The sequence below is a fragment of the Stackebrandtia nassauensis DSM 44728 genome, from assembly GCF_000024545.1.
Taxonomy (GTDB): domain Bacteria; phylum Actinomycetota; class Actinomycetes; order Mycobacteriales; family Micromonosporaceae; genus Stackebrandtia; species Stackebrandtia nassauensis.
Genome location: NC_013947.1, coordinates 6,573,783 through 6,593,583, shown reverse-complemented (window position 1 = coordinate 6,593,583; position 19,801 = coordinate 6,573,783). Strand labels below are relative to the sequence as shown.

At 66.8% G+C, this 19,801-nt stretch carries 19 protein-coding genes and 1 tRNA gene; 13 read left to right on the top strand and 7 right to left on the bottom strand.

Annotation, left to right across the window (positions count from 1 at the left end):
- Positions 1-23 precede the first annotated feature (23 nt).
- Both SNAS_RS30895 and SNAS_RS33535 read left to right on the top strand, forming a co-directional pair.
- Positions 24-431 carry a MobC family plasmid mobilization relaxosome protein gene (locus tag SNAS_RS30895; protein WP_041625290.1) on the top strand — a complete coding sequence of 136 codons (408 nt, stop codon included), beginning with the start codon at positions 24-26 and terminating at the stop codon, positions 429-431.
- Positions 421-1,965, top strand: coding sequence for a relaxase/mobilization nuclease domain-containing protein (locus SNAS_RS33535; protein WP_013021432.1), 1,545 nt, complete (start codon positions 421-423; stop codon positions 1,963-1,965). The genes SNAS_RS30895 and SNAS_RS33535 overlap by 11 nt, the downstream gene beginning before the upstream one ends.
- Positions 1,966-1,971: 6 nt before the next feature.
- On the opposite strand, the gene SNAS_RS35505 is transcribed toward SNAS_RS33535, so the two are convergent.
- Positions 1,972-2,376 carry a hypothetical protein gene (locus SNAS_RS35505; protein WP_144300692.1) on the bottom strand — a complete coding sequence of 135 codons (405 nt, stop codon included), beginning with the start codon at positions 2,374-2,376 and terminating at the stop codon, positions 1,972-1,974.
- Between the two features lie 37 nt (positions 2,377-2,413).
- Between SNAS_RS35505 and SNAS_RS30880 the strand changes: the two genes are divergently transcribed.
- Genes SNAS_RS30880 through SNAS_RS30870 form a run of 3 tightly spaced genes read left to right on the top strand, consistent with a single transcriptional unit; the run spans position 2,414 to position 5,190 of the window.
- Complete coding sequence (locus tag SNAS_RS30880; RefSeq protein ID WP_144300691.1) at positions 2,414-3,439, top strand: hypothetical protein; 1,026 nt, start codon at positions 2,414-2,416, stop codon at positions 3,437-3,439.
- Between the two features lie 54 nt (positions 3,440-3,493).
- A complete protein-coding gene (locus SNAS_RS30875) occupies positions 3,494-4,531 on the top strand; it encodes a hypothetical protein (protein ID WP_041625289.1) in 1,038 nt (345 codons plus the stop codon).
- A 50-nt stretch (positions 4,532-4,581) separates the two neighbouring features.
- Positions 4,582-5,190, top strand: coding sequence for a hypothetical protein (locus SNAS_RS30870; RefSeq protein ID WP_013021428.1), 609 nt, complete (start codon positions 4,582-4,584; stop codon positions 5,188-5,190).
- Here the strand turns inward: SNAS_RS30870 and SNAS_RS30865 are convergent.
- The 3 genes from SNAS_RS30865 to SNAS_RS30855 all read right to left on the bottom strand — a co-directional run bounded on the left by SNAS_RS30865 (position 5,187) and on the right by SNAS_RS30855 (position 7,911).
- On the bottom strand, positions 5,187-5,654 hold the full coding sequence (locus SNAS_RS30865; RefSeq protein WP_013021427.1) for a Pycsar system effector family protein: 468 nt from the start codon (positions 5,652-5,654) through the stop codon (positions 5,187-5,189). The genes SNAS_RS30870 and SNAS_RS30865 overlap by 4 nt on opposite strands.
- 538 nt (positions 5,655-6,192) lie before the next feature.
- Positions 6,193-7,737, bottom strand: coding sequence for a tyrosine-type recombinase/integrase (locus tag SNAS_RS30860; RefSeq protein ID WP_013021426.1), 1,545 nt, complete (start codon positions 7,735-7,737; stop codon positions 6,193-6,195).
- A gap of 98 nt (positions 7,738-7,835) precedes the next feature.
- Positions 7,836-7,911: transfer RNA gene (locus SNAS_RS30855), tRNA-Thr, on the bottom strand.
- Positions 7,912-8,039: 128 nt separating this feature from the next.
- On the opposite strand from SNAS_RS30855, the gene SNAS_RS30850 reads away from it, so the two are divergent.
- Positions 8,040-8,597 carry an alpha/beta hydrolase gene (locus SNAS_RS30850; protein WP_013021425.1) on the top strand — a complete coding sequence of 186 codons (558 nt, stop codon included), beginning with the start codon at positions 8,040-8,042 and terminating at the stop codon, positions 8,595-8,597.
- Positions 8,598-8,642: 45 nt separating this feature from the next.
- A complete protein-coding gene (locus SNAS_RS30845; RefSeq protein ID WP_013021424.1) occupies positions 8,643-10,250 on the top strand; it encodes an MDR family MFS transporter in 1,608 nt (535 codons plus the stop codon).
- On the opposite strand, the gene SNAS_RS30840 is transcribed toward SNAS_RS30845, so the two are convergent.
- Both SNAS_RS30840 and SNAS_RS30835 read right to left on the bottom strand, forming a co-directional pair.
- The gene (locus tag SNAS_RS30840; protein WP_013021423.1) at positions 10,251-11,090 is read right to left on the bottom strand and encodes an LURP-one-related family protein; all 840 of its coding nucleotides are present in this window, start codon (positions 11,088-11,090) and stop codon (positions 10,251-10,253) included.
- A gap of 77 nt (positions 11,091-11,167) precedes the next feature.
- Complete coding sequence (locus SNAS_RS30835; RefSeq protein ID WP_013021422.1) at positions 11,168-11,680, bottom strand: inorganic diphosphatase; 513 nt, start codon at positions 11,678-11,680, stop codon at positions 11,168-11,170.
- Between the two features lie 173 nt (positions 11,681-11,853).
- On the opposite strand from SNAS_RS30835, the gene dacB reads away from it, so the two are divergent.
- The 4 genes from dacB (at position 11,854) to SNAS_RS30815 (ending at position 15,944) form a co-directional block, all read left to right on the top strand.
- The gene (dacB, locus tag SNAS_RS30830; protein ID WP_013021421.1) at positions 11,854-13,164 is read left to right on the top strand and encodes a D-alanyl-D-alanine carboxypeptidase/D-alanyl-D-alanine endopeptidase; all 1,311 of its coding nucleotides are present in this window, start codon (positions 11,854-11,856) and stop codon (positions 13,162-13,164) included.
- The gene (locus SNAS_RS30825) at positions 13,149-13,757 is read left to right on the top strand and encodes a hypothetical protein (protein WP_041625288.1); all 609 of its coding nucleotides are present in this window, start codon (positions 13,149-13,151) and stop codon (positions 13,755-13,757) included. The genes dacB and SNAS_RS30825 overlap by 16 nt, the downstream gene beginning before the upstream one ends.
- Entirely contained in the window at positions 13,727-15,379 is a 1,653-nt protein-coding gene (locus SNAS_RS30820) for a glycoside hydrolase family 10-like protein (protein ID WP_013021419.1), read from the top strand. The genes SNAS_RS30825 and SNAS_RS30820 overlap by 31 nt, the downstream gene beginning before the upstream one ends.
- An 85-nt stretch (positions 15,380-15,464) precedes the next feature.
- The gene (locus tag SNAS_RS30815) at positions 15,465-15,944 is read left to right on the top strand and encodes a YfbM family protein (RefSeq protein ID WP_013021418.1); all 480 of its coding nucleotides are present in this window, start codon (positions 15,465-15,467) and stop codon (positions 15,942-15,944) included.
- 53 nt (positions 15,945-15,997) lie between these two features.
- Here SNAS_RS30815 and SNAS_RS30810 read toward each other — a convergent pair whose 3' ends face one another.
- A complete protein-coding gene (locus SNAS_RS30810) occupies positions 15,998-17,596 on the bottom strand; it encodes an adenylate/guanylate cyclase domain-containing protein (RefSeq protein WP_013021417.1) in 1,599 nt (532 codons plus the stop codon).
- A gap of 329 nt (positions 17,597-17,925) precedes the next feature.
- On the opposite strand from SNAS_RS30810, the gene SNAS_RS33530 reads away from it, so the two are divergent.
- Positions 17,926-18,759 carry a lysozyme family protein gene (locus SNAS_RS33530; protein WP_013021416.1) on the top strand — a complete coding sequence of 278 codons (834 nt, stop codon included), beginning with the start codon at positions 17,926-17,928 and terminating at the stop codon, positions 18,757-18,759.
- A gap of 42 nt (positions 18,760-18,801) precedes the next feature.
- Entirely contained in the window at positions 18,802-19,800 is a 999-nt protein-coding gene (locus SNAS_RS30800) for a GNAT family N-acetyltransferase (protein ID WP_013021415.1), read from the top strand.
- Position 19,801 lies beyond the last annotated feature (1 nt).

Here is a 19,801-nt window from a genome sequence, read left to right as displayed (position 1 = left end):
CCATGGGGGATTCACAGGAGTCAATGCCAGTGCTGGTGGCTCGGCGCCGCAAGCGGCGCCGGGATGGTGAGGTCAGGGACCACAAGATCACGGTGCAGTACAGCAAGGACGAGCTGGGGGAGATCCGTCGGGCTGCCGAGGAGCGGGGGTTGCGGTTGTCGGCGTTCGTCGCGCAGGCCGCTTTGGAGGCCGCACAGGAAGCCCCGCGGCGGTCGCGGAAGACGTGCGGCTGCCAGCAGCTGGTCGCGGTCTTGTTGGAGCAGCGGCGCCAGGTGGCGGGTGCTGCGGCGAATCTGAACCAGCTGACCCGCTACGCCCACATCCACCAGCTCGTCCCCGACGGCGTCGCCCCGGCGATGGCCAGACTGGTCGAGTGCGCCGCTCGGTTGGACGAGGCGGCGGTGCGGGTGATCGCGTCGCGTGATTCCTAACGTCACCAAGGGCAACCGGGTCCGGGGTCTGCTGGAGTACCTGTTCGGGCCCGGTACCGCCAACGAGCACACTGATCCGCACGTAGTCGCCGGGTACGCGCCGGTCGACGAGCTTCAGCCGGCCGGGTCGCTGGAGTCCGGATTCGACCTGGCGGGACTGGCGGCCCGGTTGGACGCCGCCCGGTACATCGCCGACGGTCGGGAGCCGAAGAAGTTCGTGTGGCAGTGCTCGCTGTCCTTGCCGCCCACCGAAGGCAAACTAGGGAGCCAGACGTGGGGGCGGATCGCGCAACGGTTCGCCGAGGAGATGGGCTTCGCCAACGGTCCCGACAATGTGGGGTGCCGGTGGGTGGCGGTGCATCACGGCGCCTCCAAAAAGGGCAACGATCACATCCACTTCGTCGCGGTCCTAGTGCGTGAGGACGGCCGCCCGTTCTGGTTCCCGCGCGGCAAGGAATTCAAGCGCGCCAACGACGCCTGCGACAGGCTGGAGGACGAGTTCGGGTTGGTCAAGGCGGTACCGGCGCGCGACAAGAAACACCGCAGGCCCCCGGTCTCGCGCGCCGAATACGACCGCGCGCACCGTAGCGGCAAACCCGTCGAGCGGGTCGTGCTGCGCCGGGAAGTACGCGCCGCAGCCGCGGGCGCGACGAACGAGCTTGAGTTCGCCGCCCGCCTGCACGCCGCCGGTTTGAAAGTCCACACCCGCACTGACGCTGGCGGCACCGTGGTCGGCTTCGCCGTCGCCCTACCAGACGGCGACAAGCTTCAGTGGTGTTCGGGTTCCAAGCTCGACGCCGACCTGTCGCTGCCCCGGCTGCGGCAACGCTGGCCCGACACCACACCCGCCACCGCTGCCGCCTGGGCATCAGCCACCATGCCAGGTCCACACGTCTCCACCGACCAGGCCGCCGGCCTGTGGCCCGATGTCACGAAGTACCTCAGCGACACCGCCGACGACATCCGCACCGCACCACCACCCCTGGAGGAGGCGTCCGACGTCGCGCGGGGCTTGTCCGACCTCGCCACCCTGCTGGCCCACCAGATCGAGCCCCGATCCACGCTCGGGCCGCTGTCGGCCGCCGCCGACCAGCTCGCCCGCGCCACCGCACCCACCCGGGCTCCCACGACCGCGACACCGTCAGAATGGTCGACGACACTGGTCGGGTTGTCGCGGCACCTGCATCGCGTCAAGGTCGGCGAGAAGACCGACAGCATCCTTTTGGCCACCGCGGTCGCCGCCATCCACATCGCCGCCGCCATCGCCGTGTTGATCGATGCCCTGTCCCAGCGCCACTCCACCGGCGCCGCCGGTCAAGCCATCCGGCGCCTCAACACCGCCGTCAAAGCCACCCAACGCGCCGCCCGGGCCACCGCACCCCCAACACCCGCCGCCCGCAAGAAAGTCAACACCGCCTTCGCCACCACGACAAACCAGGCCACGCGAACAGCCAACCCATCGGCTGCCGCAGACCAGCAAGCGGCATCACGCAAACACCGGGCCCCGCAACGAGAGCAAGGCCCCGAGCGATAGAGCGGGTCAGGACAGGTTCGTGATGCGCACGCGGTTCATTTCGACGGTGAGATCGGCGTAGTTGAGGGCTTCGGCGCGGGTGGCCCAGACGGTCGGCGAGTAGGACAAGTCGGCCGGATCGCAGTACCAGCGGTCATCGCTGAACTGACCGATCTCGAATTCGTGCCCTTGCGTGCGATGTGTGGCGATGGTGTCGAGCCGACGGTCGAACTCGGTGGGATCGAAGATGATGTGATCGTTGGGGTTCACCAGCCCAGCGAACCAGGAACGATCGCGGCTGGCAGTAGGTAAGGCGTCGATGCCACCTGATCGAATGAACACCTGCCAGCCGTCCGCGTGATGATGGCGGTGAGAACTCGGTGGATTGATCCTGTCGCAGTCTGCTGTCAGGATTGGTGACGTGACTGACACACAGTTCCCTCGGTTCAGTGCCACGGATGTTCCCCGGTTGCGTCGTGAACTGGCCGAATGGTACGGCAGTCCTAAAGGGCCTGACTTCTACTATCAGGCCATTAAGATGGGACGCCAGGCCATCAAGCCGCCAGGCTCGCCGGAGAAAGCCGCAGTCCAGCTGGCGGCAACCGAAACAAAGCGGCTGAGCGAAGGCGATTTGTGGTACGTCGATGATGACCTGTGCGCCCTGCTTAACGCGGCCCACCCGACGATGCCGAAGTTCGCGCCGCAACCGTGGGACCTTCCCGGCAAGGTCGGGTTCGCGGTGTTCGCCGAGCCTCTCTACCGCCCGCTCAGCGACGACCAAACTCTCACCAGCGACCTCGAGGCCCGCGCCGCGGCCGACCCTGACTTCGCGCCGATTGCCGATCGCCTGTTGCAAGACGACAGCGGCATTCTCGCGGTGTCTTGGGGCCCAGTGTCCAACCCGTACTGGCCAGCTGGCGGCTTGTGGATGTCGTTCTACTCCGAAGCGCTCGCCCACCAGGACGCCGCGTTCTTCGAAGATCCCCGCCAAGCAGCCTGGGCCCGCAACCAGCTTCCGGTATTGATCGTTGACAACGAAGCGACCATGGCGTGGCAACACGATGCCGCGCCCGTCGAAGAGTTTCAACTGCCCGGCCCTGATGAGCCGGTGACCACGTTGTCGTGGGCGCGGTTGGTGTTCGCCGCGTTCCAGTTGGCGTCGCAAGGCAACCTGTCGGAGACCGACACCGTGGCGCCGGGGCGTCCGGAGCGGCGCCGCACTGACCGAGCAGGTCTTCCCGCTAAGGACGTGCGCGTGGTTCGACTTCGCCGGTCGGTGACCGACAGTCGGGCGGATGACGGTGCGGAAACGTCGCGGCAGTACCGGCATCGGTGGGTGGTGCGCGGTCACTGGCGTAACCACTGGTACCCGGCCCGCAAGACGCACCGACCCACATGGATCGCCCCGTATCTCAAAGGCCCCGAGACCGCGCCGCTGTTGGGCGGTGAACGCGTCACCGTCATCGACGCGCCCAAGCAAGCCGACGAATCGTGACCGGTTGACGCACTGGCGCGGTGGGATGTCGGTCGTTCCCGGCATGATCACTTCATGGCCTTGGATACGGAAATGACGTGGAGCGCGCTGGTGAAGCTGTCGCCGGAGGAAGAGTCTGCCGACATTTGCGAGGCCGTGCTGCGGGTCGCCCAGGCCGTCGCTGCGTGGCAGGCGCAGCTGTCGGCCGGTGATCGTGACCGGCACCCGGTGTCCACGATCGGTCGGTGCAAGCGGCGGTGTGCCGTGTGTCGTGTTCACCGCGCTGCCGGACTGGTGGAATCCGATGTGACAGCGGCGGCGGGTCTGGCGGTCGACAATTTCATCCCGCAGACCAAGGCACCTGAGGCGGCTGCCGCGATCGAGGTCTTGCGGCACATCGCTTACATCCGCAAGCCTGCTGCGGCCACCGCGCGCGAACACCTGGGCATCACCGACGATCCCCGCGATGCCCGCCGAAACGCCGCCCAGCAAGCACGCAACCGGTATCGGTTACACCGCCGCCCACAACGATCGGGCCCACAGGTTCGAACGGTGACGGTAGGCGATGCGATGCGGTGTGGGTTGTGGAACAGTGGCGGCATGGAGTCGACCACGCCTCGCGATATCAGCCTCGAATTCCGGCGCGTTCCGGACTGGCACGGCTACCGGATCTCGTGTCCGGGCTGCGGTGCCGAGGGACCGGTGAGGTTGTACGCCCGTCATCATCCCGATTCCGGATTGGATGATCGGGCCTGGGCGGAGTGCCACGCCCCTGATCATGGACTGGATGCGAGTCGGCAGTTCGAGCATCCGCTGATTTACCCGGTCTGGGTGCGGGCGATGTTTGCTTGGGAGGTCGCTGGGTTGCCGCAGCCACAGCCCTACGCTGTCGGGGACTGGTGGCCGCACCGCTCGTCGCGTTATTACGTCGATGATCCCGAAGCGCCGATCGGCACAGAAGTGTCCTATAAGCCATGGGGCGTTGGTGGATGGTCGTGGCAACGCCGCGACTGGCCCGACCTGTTCGCGGCTGGCGAGGAGGCTGGTGTGTGGGAGCAGCAGTGGAGCGCGTCCTGGTCGGCTATCGGCGGATGGTCGCAAACCGGACAGTGACAGGCCCTGGATGGTCAGCGAAACACCCCGGCGCGTGTCAGGCTGGTGAGATGACGAACCTTGAGGTCGACCGCATCGAGTGGATGCGCATCTACACGGTGACCTGCCCGGTTTGCGCTGCCGAGGGGCCGTGGCGGTTGTGGACACGCGAGGCCAACGCGGGGCTGGTGTGCGCAGGCTGCGACCTGGACTGGCAGCACCCGCTGGTGTACCCGGCCTACATCAAGGCGCGGGCCGAGCGCATCGCCGCGGGCACCGACGCCGAGCTGCCGCCACTGGAGGAGACGATCGGGTGGCGGCCTCACGCGCAGACCTCGGCGGTGGACATCTACGAGTCCGACGCGGTGGCCGCCGAGTACTGGTCGCCGTGGGACCGCGGCACCCGCTGGGACGTTGACTGGCCCGATCTGTGGCAAGCCGACGGCATCGCCACCAAGATCGACGAAGTCGCCGCAGAAGACGCCGGATGCGACCTGGTGACGGCCCGGCGCTTGTGGTGGGTGGAGCCCGAGATCGTGGCCACCGCCAAGGAGAAGCTGGCGGAGTTCACTGCGGGGACACGGAACCGGGCGCAGTTCTACCACGGGAAACTGTTTCCCCTGATCGCCGAATCCCAGCGCCGCCACGGTGACTTGGCACCCGACCAGCTGTCGGACTAGGTCAGCACGATGTCGACGATGATGGTGACCGCAGCCAGGGCGGCGGCGATGAGGAGCATGTCGACGGCCAGGCGCAGCAGCCGGTACTTGTGTTTCACCATGGCCGCCAGCTCGGTCAGTTCAGCGTGGCGTTCGTGCTGATGATCATGATCGTTGGCCGCCAGGCGTTCCAGCCGGACCCAGCTGGTCACCGGGTGCCCAGACCACGCCAGGAATCCGTGGCGACCGCGTAGACGAGGCCGCACCACCAACAGCAGCACGATGCCAGCGGCCGCGGCAGTGGCCTCCGCACCCCAACCGCAAACGGTGACCGCCAGCGACTTGTCGGGAGTGAGGGCCGCGGCTCCCCAGGCCAGTCCGGCCAATACGCCGGTGCCCAGCAACCCGGCTTTGGTATCGATGCGCGACAGCTCCGTCCGGACCGCCGCCAATTCATCAGCGCGCAGCGCGGCGATCGACACCACCTCGCTCGCCTCGGTCTCCGGGTCCGGTTCAGGATCGGGTTCAGGTGCGGGCCTTGGCCTGGGCAGGGAAGGAGGGGGGATGTCGTGACACGGACAGCACTTGAAGGTCGGCGGGATCCATTCACTGAAATCCCGCAAACGCGGTGGCTCACGAGAAACGTGAACCCGAGGCGGTTCAGAAGGCGGGTAAATGCGGGGTGGTTCGGAAGAGAAGGGCAGCGTGTCGGCGGGGTACCCGGGCGGTGGAGGCGGCGGGGAGAACCAGGAATTTCTATCCATCAAAGACTATCCATATGAGAGAAACGGAAGGGTCGAGGCGACCATAGGCGCGAGATGTCGCCCGTGTCAGGGGATTCGAAGGTTTTGTCCCCCGATTCGGTGAACTGGCGGCACATGCGGCCAGCACCGGTCTTGTCGTCCAAGACCGTTCTCAGACAACGGTTGCGGCGACGCCCGTGAACGGTAACGAGACCGTCCTGCTTGAGCAGGTCGACGGCGCGATGGACAGTTTGGATGTTGACGTCGTAGCGTTTTGCATCTAGATCACTGTCGCTGGAACACCCCGTGCGGCTTGAATCAAGCCATCCTTTTTAAGTAGCTCGAGTGCGCGATGGGCAGTGCTTGGTGCGACGCCGTATCGAGTGGCGAGGGCGTGCTGTGCCGGAATGCGATCTCCGGACGACAGGATTCCAGACCGAATTGCTCCCGCCAGGTCGGCGGCGATGCGTTCGTAAGGCATCGAGGGTTCTTCGGGCACAGCCTTCTCGGGTTTGGAGCTAAAGAGATGGTCGACGCCACTTGGAAGCTGGGGCATTCGCGCACTGGTCAGTTCGGCAGCTTTTTGGTCGGCCTCGGCGAGGAACGCGGAGTAGACCCGGAGCGTTGTGGTGCCGCCGCCGCCGTGTCCCAGACGGCCGGCGACGGTGCGGACGTCCACGCCGGCCGCGATTAGTTCCGTCGCGGAGTAGTGCCGGAGGTTCTTGATGGTCGTGTCTATGCCCAGACGGGTGACCATACGGTCGAAGCGCTGACTGACGGAATCTGGCTTCAGCCAAGCGGAGTGGTCAGGAGACAGCGAGAACAATCGGCCAGTTGGCTCGATCGATAGTCCGAGCTCGTTGGCGCGGGCCCCACGGTGTTCCAGGTAAGCCCGCAGTAGCTCGACATCCTCAACGGTGAGCGCAATGCGCCGCTTCCGGTGCGTCTTGGTCGGCTTCTCCCAGGTCCGTTTCCCCTTCTGCGCGATGGCGGTCTCGGTTCGCAGCACCGCCGCGTCGAGATCAAGCAAGCCCAACTTGAGTGCGCAGACTTCACCTCGGCGTAGACCGGTGCGCATCTTTAGCCAAACCAGCATTCCCCAGTCCGGGTCCTTCCACGCCTCGTTGGCAATCCGGGCGGCTTCAACAGCGGACACAGGCTGCGGATCTGGGGGTGGAAGTTCGAGCTCTTCGGCCTGCGCCATGGGATTGACGGTGATCCACTTCCACCGGATCGCGCGCTTGAATACGCCGGACAGGACCGCTCGGATGTGGGCAATGCTGTATTCGGCCAACGGTTTGCACAGGTGGGGCCCGCAGCGGTCGTCACAGTCATGGGGACGCTTGGTGCGGTGTTCGGTGAACCGACGACCTTCGCAGTGCGCGCGGCAGGTGCGTAGCTTGGCGTCGAAGGAGTCGAGCACCTCGGCGTCGATGTCAGCGATGCGCAGATGCCCAAGGAGCGGTCGAATGTGGTTGGCCACTTCGCTTTCGTAGGCGCTGCGGGTGTTCTCTGAGATCTTCAGACTCGTCTGCTTCGGGTCGAAGTACCGATCCAGTGCCTGAGCGACGGTGGCGTTAGTGCGCGGGTGGCGCCGTTCGTCGACTTCGGTGATGAACCGGCGGCGGGTGCGCTCAGCAAGGTCCCATGCTTCGCGCTGCTGCTTCGCGGAGGCGTTGGGCGACAGCGTGATGGTCTCGGTGAGGTAGTTGCGCTTCTTGGTGAGCGCGTCTTGGCCCGCGTAGACGCTGACTCTCAGTGACCCGCTTTTGAGGACTTCGATCCGTCCGCGTTGGCGTTTTTCAGGCGTTCGGCGACTGCTCATGGTGCGAGTCTAAGAAGATTCGCACCACATTCCGCAACACGCGAGGTGGACATGAAAAAGCACCATCCGAAGATGGTGCTTTTGACCTGCTGAAACTTTGGAGCCGCCTATCGGAATCGAACCGATGACCTATTCATTACGAGTGAATCGCTCTGCCGACTGAGCTAAGGCGGCGGGTGGATCGGTCGTCGAGTGTACTGGCCTCGGCGGAGGCGACGCTACTGGGTTCGGTCCGAACGACCCATTCGCTCGTAATGAATTGCCCTTGTGATCTTGGCCGCCGCGCGCGTAGCGTCCGCGACATGAGTGACAAACGAGCGGCGGTGCTCATTCCGGGGGCCTGGGGCGGGCAGGCGACGCCGTGGATGACGTACGCGAACGCCGCCGCGAGCGAGCGGGGGGCCGAGGTTCATCAGATCCAGTGGGAGCCGCCGCAGAGTCTCTACACGCAGCCGGACACGGTGCTGGGCTGGGTGCGGGAGCACGTCGAGCCGGTCATGGACGGGGTGGACCCGGTGGCGTCGACCGTTGTGGTGGGCAAGTCGCTGGGGAGCAACGCGGCGGCCATCGCCGCCGAACGGCGGCTGCCCGCGATCTGGTTGACGCCGCTGTTGACCGTCGATCGGGTGGCCGAGGCGTTGCGGGGCGGCAAGGCGCCGTTCCTGCTCGTCGGTGGGACCGCCGATCCGAGTTGGGACGGGAAGCTGGCCCGTGAGCTGACGCCGCACGTGTGCGAGATCGAGGGCGCCGACCACGGGTTCTTCCGGCCCGGCGAGCCGCTGGCCCGGTCGGCGGAGGTGCTGGCGTTGATGGGCACCGCCATGGAGACGTTTCTCGACGAGGTCGTTTGGGCAAGCTGACTCAAACGTCGGTTTCGGCTTCGAAGGGTGCCTATCGTCTAGGCCATGAGTGAGCGACGCAGTGCGCAGTTGAGCAACCGGCACCTGTATCTGCTGCTGGTCGGGTTGATGCTGACCATGCTGCTGGCGGCGCTCGATCAGACCATTGTGGGTACCGCGTTGCCCACGATCGTCGGCGACCTGGGTGGGCTCAACGAGTACGCCTGGGTGGTGACGGCGTACCTGCTGGCCGCGACCGCCTCGACCCCGCTGTACGGCAAACTGTCCGATTTGTATGGACGCAGGCCGATCCTGTTGTCGGCCATCGTGATCTTCCTGGTCGGGTCGCTGTTGGCCGGGATGTCGCAGAACATGATGCAGCTGATCTTCTTCCGGGGCCTGCAGGGGCTGGGCGCTGGCGGGTTGATGACGCTGGCCTTCACCGTCGTGTCCGATGTGGTGAGTCCCCGGGAACGTGGACGGTACCAGGGTTTCTTCGGCGCGGTGTTCGGGTTCTCCAGTGTGGCCGGACCACTGCTGGGCGGTTGGCTGGCCGATGTGGACTGGCGGTGGATCTTCTACATCAACCTGCCCGGCGGCATCGTCGCGCTGGTCATGATCGACCGGATGCTGAAGCTGGTGAAGACCGAACGCCGCCAGCACAAGATCGACTACGTCGGCGCCGCGTTCCTGGTCGCCTCGGTGGTGTGCCTGCTGCTGGCCACCTCGTGGGGCGGCAAGGAGTACGACTGGGACTCGCCGGTGATCATCGGCCTGTTCGTCGCCGGTGGCGTGCTGGCCGCGATCTTCCTGTTCGTCGAGACCCGCGCCGAGGAACCGATCCTGCCGCTGCGGCTGTTCAAGCGCGGCACCTTCAGCCTCGCCAACGCCGGTTCGCTGGTGCTGGGCGTGGCGATGTTCGGCGGCATCATCTACGTCCCGCTGTACCTGCAGATCGTGCGGGGCTACTCGCCCACCGAGTCCGGGCTGCTGATGCTGCCGATGATGCTGGGCATCGTCATCACCTCGATCGTCTCCGGACGCGCCATCAGCGCCATCGGACGCTACAAGTGGTTCATCGTCGTCGGCGCGGTACTGGTGACGACGGGCCTGGCGCTGTTCACCCAGCTGCACACCGACACGCCGCTGTGGCAGACCTTCTGCTTCATGGCGGTGCTGGGCGTCGGGCTGGGCCTGTTCATGCAGCCGCTGGTGCTGGCGGTGCAGAACTCGGTCGCCCCCAAGGACCTGGGCGCCGGGACGTCCACGGCCACGTTCTTCCGGTCGCTGGGCGGCGCCTTCGGGGTCGCGGCCATGGGCGCCGTCATGACCGCCCAGGTCGCCGAATCCATGAGCACCTCGATCCCCGAGGCGGTGAAACAGCTGCCTCCCGAGCAGGCCAAGGAGTTCGCCGAGAAGTCCCACACCGCCGGGGCCGACGGCATCATGCAGGACCCGGCCTCGATCCTGGCGCTGCCCGCCCCGCTGCGCGACGCGATACAGCAGGCCTTCGTCACCGGCCTGGACCAGATCTTCATCGTCGCGGCCTGCATCGCGGCGCTTGCGGTCGTCATCGCGGTGCTGCTGCCGAACTACGAACTACGTGGAGCGGCCCCGGCGTCCGACGCCCCTGAGGACGCGGCCGCCGAGGCCGAAGCGCATCATGTCGTCTAGCTAGCCACCCAGGCCGCGGGAGTCCTGCTTCAGGGCGGTGTCGATGGTCAGCGCCGAGGTGATCACCATCGACAGCATCGGGTCCTGAAGTGGACGGTGGATCTGGAGCACGTAGTTGTCGGCCGTGGTGAACATGGTCTTCAGCACGCCCTCGAAGGTCTTGGTGATCCGGGCGACCTCGGCACCGGTGTGGTCGACGACCGCGAAGTTCCAGGCACGCCAGTTCTCGCCCCGGATCTGGCCGATCTCCTGGCCGTTGACGATCAGCCCGAAGTTGATCTTGCCGATCGCGTTGAGCTGCTTGATCTCACCGATCGGGGCGCCGTCGCCGCGTTCGATGACGACCCGCGACTTGACGAACTTCGCCGGACGGGTCGCCTTGAGCAGCACCCGGCCGTGGCCGTCGCGGATCTCGAACTTGTGGGTCATGAACTGGTCGTAGCTGCCCAGGAACCGGATGGCCTTCTTCAGGCCGCTCTGCCCGACCTGGACGACCGCCGCGAGCTGCTGCCCGGCCTGGTCGTAGACGGAGTACTCGTTGTTGATCTCGATGAGCTTGGTCTTCTGGTTGACCACGAGCACCGGTTCGGTGAACAGGGTGCCGCCGCCGCGCTGGGTCGGCTGCACACCGGCCTGGTGCTGCACCTGCTGCTGGATCTGGGACGCGTTGGCGGGTCCCGACACGTCGAGTTCGGCCAGCTTCTCCAGCTGCGAGGGCTGCTGGTGCTGCTGTTGCTGACCGGGGTTGAGGTGGGGCGTCCACTGGTTTCCGTCCCAGTAACGCTGCTGGCCGCTTCCTTGGGGATCGGGGTACCAGCCAGGGGGGGTGTTTTGAGCCATGCGCGCGACCCTACCCGAGGATATGCAACACCAGCCAAAACCTCCGGTACGCGTGATCACGCGTACCGGAGGGAGGACTACTGGTGATCGTCACCGGATTCTTTGGCCTTGCGGTCGATCTCGCGCTGGACCGAACGGCGGATCTCCGCCTCGGCCTCGGTGCGTCCGACCCAGGTGGCGCCCTCGACGCTCTTGCCCGGCTCCAGGTCCTTGTACACCTGGAAGAAGTGTTCGATCTCCATGCGGTCGAACTCCGGCACGTGGTGGATGTCGCGCAGGTGCTCCTGCCGGGGGTCGTCGGCCGGGACGCACAGCACCTTGTCGTCGCCGCCCTTCTCGTCGCGCATCCGGAACATGCCGATGGCGCGGGCCCGGATCAGACAGCCGGGAAACGTCGGTTCGGGAACCAGTACCAGCGCGTCCAGCGGGTCGTCGTCCTCGCCGAGGGTGTTCTCGATGAAGCCGTAGTCGGCCGGGTACTGGGTCGCGGTGAACAACGTGCGGTCCAGACGGATCCGCCCCGTCTCGTGGTCCACTTCGTACTTGTTGCGGTTCCCTTTGGGGATTTCGATGGTGACGTCGAACTCCACGGCGTCTCCTTGTGACTGTTGGTTTGGTGCCGACAATTGAGTGCAAGTAGTCTCGCTTCGTGGCCACAAGTACCAAACCCCACCCCGGCGCACTAAGCGATGCGTCACACGGTAGTCCCGCCGGGCAAGCGTCGGCGGGGAAAACACGTTACTCGCTGTTCATCCTGGTAGCGGTGGTGTCGGTGCTCGTGGCGGCGGGAGTGGTCTTCGTCACCGTCGACACCCGCCCGGCGTCGGCGCTGCTGTCGTTCCCGGAGATGGCCCCGCCCAAGGCCCCCGGGGCGCCCGAGGGTCTGGACGCCGACGCGCCCGCCGTCGACGCCGACGCGCTGGCCGCCGAGCTGGATCCGCTGATCAACGGCGGTTCGCTCAAGGGCAAGACCACCGCCACCGTGCTGGACGGGTTCACCGGTGAGTCGCTGTACGCCTCGCAAGGCGACAAAGCGGCCACCCCGGCCTCGTCCACGAAGGTCGCCACCGCCGCGGCCGCGCTGACCGCACGCGGGCCCGCGTACCGCATCCCCACCAAGGTCGTCGAGGGCGAATCCGAGGGCGAGGTGGTGCTGGTCGCGGGCGGCGACGTCATGCTCTCCAAGGACGGCGACGGCTTCTTCCGGGGCGCGGCGAGCCTGGCGGACCTGGCCGAACAGGTCAAGAAAGCCATGGGGGACAAGCAGATCACCAAACTCGTGGTCGACATGTCGATCTTCGCCGACGACCCGGTCGCCCCCGGTGTCCCGGCCGCCGACGTCGCCTCGGGCTACACCGCGAAACTCGAACCGATCATGTTGGACGGTGGCCGCTCCGGCCCCGACCCGGGTTCGCGCGCCGCCCGCCACGACGACCCGTCCGCAGCCGTCACCGACGCCCTCTCCGAACTGCTGGGCGGCGTCGAGGTCGCCGAGGGCACCGCCAAGAAGGACGCGGCGGAACTGGGCGTCGTCCACTCGCCGACCATGCAGCGGCTCGCCGAGTTCGCGCTGGTCACCAGCGACAACCTGCTGGCCGACGCGCTGGCCCGCCAGACCGCGCTGGCCAAGGACAAGGACGCGTCCTTCGCCGGCGGCGTCGAGGCCACCATCGACGTCCTGTCCGACATGGACGTCCCGATGGACGGCGTCGAACTGTCCGACAACAGCGGCCTGTCCCTCGACAACCGGCTCACCAGCGACGCGCTCGCCGCCGTCGTCTACCAGGCCGCCAACGGCAAGCACACCGCCGCCAGCGGCATCCTCGCCGGTTTCCCGGTCTCCGGCTACAGCGGCGCCCTGGACGACCGCTACGACGACGCCGACGTGGTCGGCAAGGTCCACGCCAAGACCGGCACCCTGACCACGGTCAACTCGCTGACCGGCATGACCGTCACCAAGGAGGGAAGGCTGCTGGCCTTCTCGATCATCTTCAACGGCAAGGGCAACGGCCCCGACGTCGAAGCGGCCATCGACGAGGTGGCGTCCACACTGTCGCGGTGCGGTTGCGCGTGACCGCCGCCGAAGCCGCCCGGCGGCGGCTGCGCGAGACCACGGTGTGGAGCGGCGACCGACTGGCCACACTGCACTGGTGGTCCGACGCGGAACTGCTGCGCCTGCTCGGTCCGGCCCTGGCCGAACTGCACGCCCCGTCCGAAGCCAACCTGGTCGCCGGAGCCCAGTCCTCCGGCTACCTGCTCGCGCCCCTGACCGCCACCACCCTCGGCGTCGGCATGCTCGGCATCCAGAAACTCCCGCGACCCGACGGCTCCATAACCCTGGCCACCGCCACCGAAATGCCCGGCCCCGGCGACCGGGTGCTGCTTGTGGACGACGTCGTGGAAACCGGCGCCCAAGCCCTGGCCATCCGCGACCTCGTCACCTCCACCGGAGCCGAATGGCTGGGTGCGGCCGCCATGGTCACCTATCGCGACGTCCCCGGATTGAACCTGAAAGCGCTCGTCCATATCGATGAGTTGCGTTATGGAAGCTTTTTAGATCTCGTCGTTGACTTGTGTGCTAAACCTGCGATGCTGGGCAGCTTGACCGCGATTGACCCCGAACCCCGGAGCGTTTCATGCCTGAATCTCGACCGCCGTTCGCGCTGAGCCGTCGCACGGTGCTGGGTGCCACCGGTGCGGTGGCGGCCGGAGGCGCGGCCGTCTGGGCCGGATCGGCCGCCTTCGCCGACACCGAGTCCGATCAGAGGAAACCCAAGTGCGAGCCCGACCCCGCCCGCCCCAAGCGGCAGCTGCGCGGCTCCTGGATCGCCACCACCGTCAACATCGACTGGCCCTCCAAGTCCGGTCTCGACGTCGAAACCCAGAAAGCCGAGTACAAGCGCTTCCTGGACGACGCCCACGAATACCAGCTCAACGCCGTGGTCACCCAGATCCGTCCGACCGCCGACGCCTTCTGGCCGTCCAAGTTCGAGCCGTGGTCCCGCTGGCTCACCGGCACCCAGGGCAAGGACCCCGGTTACGACCCGGTCGCCTTCGCCGTCGAGGAGACCCACAAGGCCGGGCTCGAGTTCCACGCCTGGCTCAACCCGTACCGCATCTCCATGAAGGCGGCCGTGGGCGACGTGGGCACCGACCTCAACAAGCTCCACGAATCCCACCCGGCCCGCAAGAACCCGGAATGGGTTGTGGCGTACCCGAAGTCCGGCGGACAGCTCTACTACAACCCGGGTCTGCCGGAAGTCCGCGAGTTCGTCATCGACGCCATGATGGACGCCGTCGACAAGTACGACATCGACGGTGTCCACTTCGACGACTACTTCTACCCGTACCCGTCGGGCACCGAGGACTTCGACGACGAGAAGGCGTTCGCCGAACACGGCGGCGACTTCGACAACAAGGCCGACTGGCGGCGCAACAACACCGACGAACTGATCAAGGAGTTCGGGCGCCGCATCAAGGAGTCCAAGCCCTGGGTCAAGTTCGGCGTCAGCCCCTTCGGCGTGTGGCGCAACAAGAAGGACGACCCGGAGGGCTCCGACACCACCGCGGGCGCCCCCACCTACGACGTCCTCTACGCCGACACCCGCAAATGGGTGCGCGAAGGCTGGATCGACTACATCGCGCCCCAGATCTACTGGGCCATGTCCCTCAAGGCGGCGTCCTACAAGGTGCTCGCCAAGTGGTGGAACGAAGTCTGCGCCGACGTCCCCTGCCAGCTCTACATCGGCGAGGCCACCTACAAGGTCGGCGTCGACACGGCCTCCCCGGAGTGGAAGGAGGACCCCAAGGAACTCCTCAACCACCTCACCCTCACCCGGGACCACAAGGCCGTCAACGGCAACATCTACTTCTCGGCCAAATCGGTCCGCGAGGACAAACTCGACGCGATGACCCTGCTGCGCGACGAGCACTACACCCGCCCCGCCCTCGTCCCCGCGGCCAAACAACTGGGCGGCAAACCCCCCAAGGCCCCCAAGGTCACCAGCGTCCACGACGCGGGCGGCAAGTACACGGTCAAGTGGGACAAGCCTTCCAAGAAACGCGAGGGGGTCGACGCGGTCACCTGGTACGCCGTCTACGCGGTCAAGGGCAAACCCGACGAGTGCTCCTTCGCCGACGCCACCAACCTGGTGGCGGTCCGTCCGGCCACACCGGACGCCACCAAGGAGGAGTACACCTTCGAAGCCGACCCCGACCTCACCGTCGCGGTCACCGCGCTCAACCGGGCCTGGCAGGAAAGCGAACCCGGCCTCGGCAAGCGCCACTGAACCACCCTTCCCGATTAACCCAGTCCGTCCGGGCACCTCGTCCCAGCGAGGTGCCCGGACGTGTGTTCACTTTGGAGGTACCCCCATGGGCATGTACATGACCTTCGTCCGCCTGACCCCGGCCGAACTCACCAAGGCCGTCAACGACCCGGAATGGGCGGAGGAGTTCGTCGACGAGTTCTACGAGGACGACGACATCGATCCCCTCGCCGACCTCGACCTCGAGAAGTCCTGGGGCGGCCTGATATACCTCTCCGACGAGGCCGGACTGGGCCTGAGCCTCCTCGACAGCGGCACCCGCATCATCTCCGACGACACCTGCATCGACGGCTGGGACGCCGACGAAGTCAAGGCGACGGCGAAAGCCCTGTCCGAAACCCCGTTCTCCAAACTCGTCGCCCACTACAACCCCGCCGCGATGATGTCCCAAGAGGTCTACCCGCGAGTCTGGGACGCCGACCCCGAGGGCGAACTCGAATCCCTGGAGTGGAACTACCGCCAGATGGTCGAGTTCTTCACCGCCGCTGCCGCCGCCAACCACGCCGTCCTGATGAGCTGGGGTTAACGCTCCCCGCGGGCGGATGCGGGGTGAGTCGCCTCCGCCCGCGGGGAGTGGGGTTAGGCCGAGACGGTGCCGATCCAGCTCAGCCGGGGCAGGGGCACCCGGGTGGGCTTGAGGGGGAGGATCGGGGCGGCCTGGCCGACCGCGCGGCGTTGGGCGTCGGCGTACCAGCGGACCGGGGCGGGGAGCCGGTAGAGGGCTCCGTCCCGGGTGCGGGTGACGTCGACCAGGGAGGCGTCGACCAGTTCGATGAGGGCCTCCAGAGCCTCCGCTGAGCCGCCGCAGAGGCGTTCGGCTTCGTCGACTCCCGCGGGGGCGGGGAGGGCCGACATGGCGCGGAGGAGGTGGGTGGCCCGGGAACTGAGTTCTTCGCAGGCGGTGTCGAGGATCCGGGACAGCTCGCCGCGCGCGTCCAGTATGGCTAGTGGGTCGGCGCGGAGCCGGGCCATGAGCCGGGACGGGCCGTACAGCGAGATGGCCGGGGCCAGGATCGTCACCGCCGGTGGGAAACCGTCGATGAAGGTGGTCAGTTCGGTGCAGTCCCCGGGGTCCACGCCGCCGGCGGCGGCGGTGGCCTGGCGACGCAGGACCGCCGCCGCCTCGGTGACGTGCATGGTGGGCAGCGCCCACTTGACCTCGCCGGTGAGGCCGAGCGGACGGGAGGACGCCGACAGGACGCTCACCTGTGGACATTCGCCGAGCAGGCGGGTGATGTGCTGGGCGTGCCACGGCAGGGTGCCGTCGAAGACCAGCAGCGCCGATTTGTGGCGCAGCGCCTCGATCGCGGTGTCCAGCGGTGATCGGAACGGGTCGCCGCGCAGCCCCATCGCCGCCACGACCCCCTGGCCGGGGTCGTGGCCGCCGTCGAGGGTCGCGTACCAGGCGCCGTCGTGGAAGCTGGGGATGAGTCGGCGCCCCAGCTCGCGCACCAGCCTGGTCTTGCCGGTCTGGGGCAACGCCGTGACGCTGGTGAGCCGGTGGCCCTCGACGAGGCGCGCCAGTTGGGCCAACTCGGCGCCGCGTCCGATGAAGTCGTCGGCGTCGGCGGGGATGTTGTGATGACGGGGTTGGATCGGGGGAGGGGGGAATGATCGTGGCAGTCCGTCGGCGGTCAACTGGTGTAGCCGGTTGACGTCGTCGAAGCCGCGCAGGGTGAACAGTCCCAGGTCTATCAGGGTTGTCTTCTCAGGGAGTGAGACGGTTGAGTCGAGTGTGGATTGGGTGCACAGGATCTGATCCCCGTGCGCCGCGGCGCACACCCGCGCCGCCCGGTGCACCGCCGAGGTCGCGTAGCCCTGTTCGTCGGGTTCGGCGACCGCGGTGTGCAGACCTATCCGTACCTTCGGCCGGGCTGGTCCGCTCCAGTCCGGGTCCGTCGGCCAGGCGTGTTGCTTCAGCGCCAACTGCACTTCCACGGCCGCGTGCAGGGCGGTTTCCGCCTCGGAAAAGGCCACAAAAAAAGAATCGCCCTCGGTGAGCAATTCTGTTCCGGTGTATCGGGTGAATATTCGCCTCATTAGGCGTCGGTGTTCGTGAAGCACTCTCCGGTAGCCGTCCCCAAGGGTATGGGCCAGCCGCGTGGAGCCCTCGATATCAGTGAATAGGAACGTGACCAGACCCGTGGGAAGTTCGTCCGGCCTCAATGTGGTGCCCACCTTGTACCTCCTCTTCCCCCGTGGGCAAGATGTGCGCCGCGATGGTGGTGGTTGCGGCGCACATGCGTGGTGATAACTGGCAAACCCGTTGTAGTGGATGGGTGGGGATGAAGCAACGCATCCGCCCACCCGACCACAAAAGGGGCTCGTCAGGCGAAACGAGCAACCCCATATTCGAGTTGCGATCCGAACACGATCAGTTTTGACCCTCTTTGTTGTACGAGGCACCAACGGGGGGTGGTGTTCACCCGTGTTAATGGGGGATACTCGCGTGCGTGCAGGTTTTCTCACGCGTTTCGCGGATCGGTGATCGAATACGCGACGCCGTCATGCGCCCCGACGGACGGATCGTCACCCAGGGGGCGCTGACGCTGGCGGTGCTTGCCGGAGTATTCGGGTTGGCCGTCTACGCCGTCCCGCATATTGGACCCGATTGGGCCTATGGCGCCGACGCCGAGGACACCAGTGCCGCCGCCGACGAGACCGAGCAGCCGCTGGCGCTGCCGCCCGGCCTCGACTCGGCGCCCGGCGGCGGCGACGCGCCCACCACCGACGAACCCAGCGACAGTCCCAGCCCCGGCGACCAGAACACCGGCACCGAGGCGCTGCGCACCTGGGCGGAGTCGCTGAAGGGCCTGGTGGACATCGACCCGCGCGCCATCATGGCCTACGGCAACGCCGAACTGGTGCTGGCGCAGGAGAAGCCGGACTGCAAGCTGTCGTGGACGACGCTGGCGGGCATCGGCAAGGTCGAGACCAACCACGGCACCACGAACGGCACCACTTTGGACGATGCTGGTCGTCCGAAGAAGCCCATCCGGGGCCCGGCCCTGGACGGCACCAACGGCAACAAGGAGATCCGCGACACCGACGGCGGCAAGTACGACGACGACACCACCTACGACCGCGCGGTCGGTCCGATGCAGTTCATCCCCTCGACGTGGGAGCGCTGGATGGACGACGCGGACGGTGACGGGCAGGCCGATCCCAACGACATCGATGACGTGGCGGTCGTGGCCGGATACTATCTGTGTGCGGATGGACGCGATCTGACGCAGGCCGAGGACTGGTACGCCGCGATCTTCTCCTACAACCACAAGGATTCCTACGTCCGCAACGTGTACGACAATGCCGACGCGTACGGCCGTGCCAGCAAGGCTTGATCAGACCGTCTGTTTCCCCGGCTCCCAAGGAGGCAGCAGGATATGCAGGTCACCCCGTTCGACCCGGCCACCGCCAGCGAACACGAACTGGCCGGGTGGAGAGACGTGCTCAACGCCGTCGTCGCCTCCGACATGCCGGGCGAACCGGAGTGGCACAGCGACAGACTCAGGGACTACCTGGCGGTCACGATGCCGCAGGAACAACGGGTGGCCTTCGTGGCCCGCGACGGTGGCGGCGACATGGCCGGACACGCGAACCTGCTGCTGTTCAGCGGCGACTTCAGCGGCACCGGGATCTTCGAGATCTTCGTGCACCCGACCCAGCGCGGTAGCGGCGTCGGACGGGACCTGCTGAAGCAGGTCGCGCAGCGGGCGGCCGCCGAGGGACGGGAAACCATTGGCGTGGAGGTCATCGCGACCACGCCCGCCGTCGGCTTCTACGAGCACTACGGCTTCGTCCCGTCGGTCATCGAGAACCGGCACCTGCTCAACATGCGCGACATGGACTGGGAGCGGGTGCGCGACGGCTCGCGCCGCATCGCGGCCGGTTACCGGCTGGAGTACTACTCCGGCGGGCTGCCGGAGTCCATGCTGGAGCGCTACGCATCCACAAAGGTGCATCTGCGGGTCAACGGCGAGACCTCGTGGCGCGGTTCCGCCGACGCCCGGCGGCTGCGCGACAGTCTCGACACGCTGGCCAACCGGGGCCTGCGCACCCACCTGGTGGTGGCGATCGCCGAACCGGCCGAGTCCGTCGTCGGTCTCACCGAACTGGTGGTCGCCGCACAGCGCCCCACCCGTGGCGACCAGTACGACACCGTCGTGGCCCCCGAGCACCGCAGCTATGGACTGGGCCTGGCGATGAAGGCCCGGATGCTGTGCGAACTGGCCGAGAACGAGCCGCAGCTGGTCGACGTGCAGACCTGGACGGCGTCGGACGGCGACCCCTACGCCCACGTCGACGCGCAGCTCGGTTTCCGCAACGACGTCGAGTGGTACGAATACGAGGCCAACGTCCAGCAGCTGCTGTCCCGGCTGTGAG

Bases quoted from the DNA above. Each gene is read 5' to 3' on its own strand.
- SNAS_RS30895 (WP_041625290.1), top strand. From the start codon at position 24: ATGCCAGTGCTGGTGGCTCGGCGCCGCAAGCGGCGCCGGGATGGTGAG.
- SNAS_RS30875 (WP_041625289.1), top strand. From the start codon at position 3,494: ATGGCCTTGGATACGGAAATGACGTGGAGCGCGCTGGTGAAGCTGTCG.
- SNAS_RS30870 (WP_013021428.1), top strand. From the start codon at position 4,582: ATGACGAACCTTGAGGTCGACCGCATCGAGTGGATGCGCATCTACACG.
- SNAS_RS30860 (WP_013021426.1), bottom strand. From the start codon at position 7,737: ATGAGCAGTCGCCGAACGCCTGAAAAACGCCAACGCGGACGGATCGAA.
- SNAS_RS30850 (WP_013021425.1), top strand. From the start codon at position 8,040: ATGAGTGACAAACGAGCGGCGGTGCTCATTCCGGGGGCCTGGGGCGGG.
- SNAS_RS30845 (WP_013021424.1), top strand. From the start codon at position 8,643: ATGAGTGAGCGACGCAGTGCGCAGTTGAGCAACCGGCACCTGTATCTG.
- SNAS_RS30840 (WP_013021423.1), bottom strand. From the start codon at position 11,090: ATGGCTCAAAACACCCCCCCTGGCTGGTACCCCGATCCCCAAGGAAGC.
- SNAS_RS30820 (WP_013021419.1), top strand. From the start codon at position 13,727: ATGCCTGAATCTCGACCGCCGTTCGCGCTGAGCCGTCGCACGGTGCTG.
- SNAS_RS30815 (WP_013021418.1), top strand. From the start codon at position 15,465: ATGGGCATGTACATGACCTTCGTCCGCCTGACCCCGGCCGAACTCACC.
- SNAS_RS33530 (WP_013021416.1), top strand. From the start codon at position 17,926: ATGCGCCCCGACGGACGGATCGTCACCCAGGGGGCGCTGACGCTGGCG.
- SNAS_RS30800 (WP_013021415.1), top strand. From the start codon at position 18,802: ATGCAGGTCACCCCGTTCGACCCGGCCACCGCCAGCGAACACGAACTG.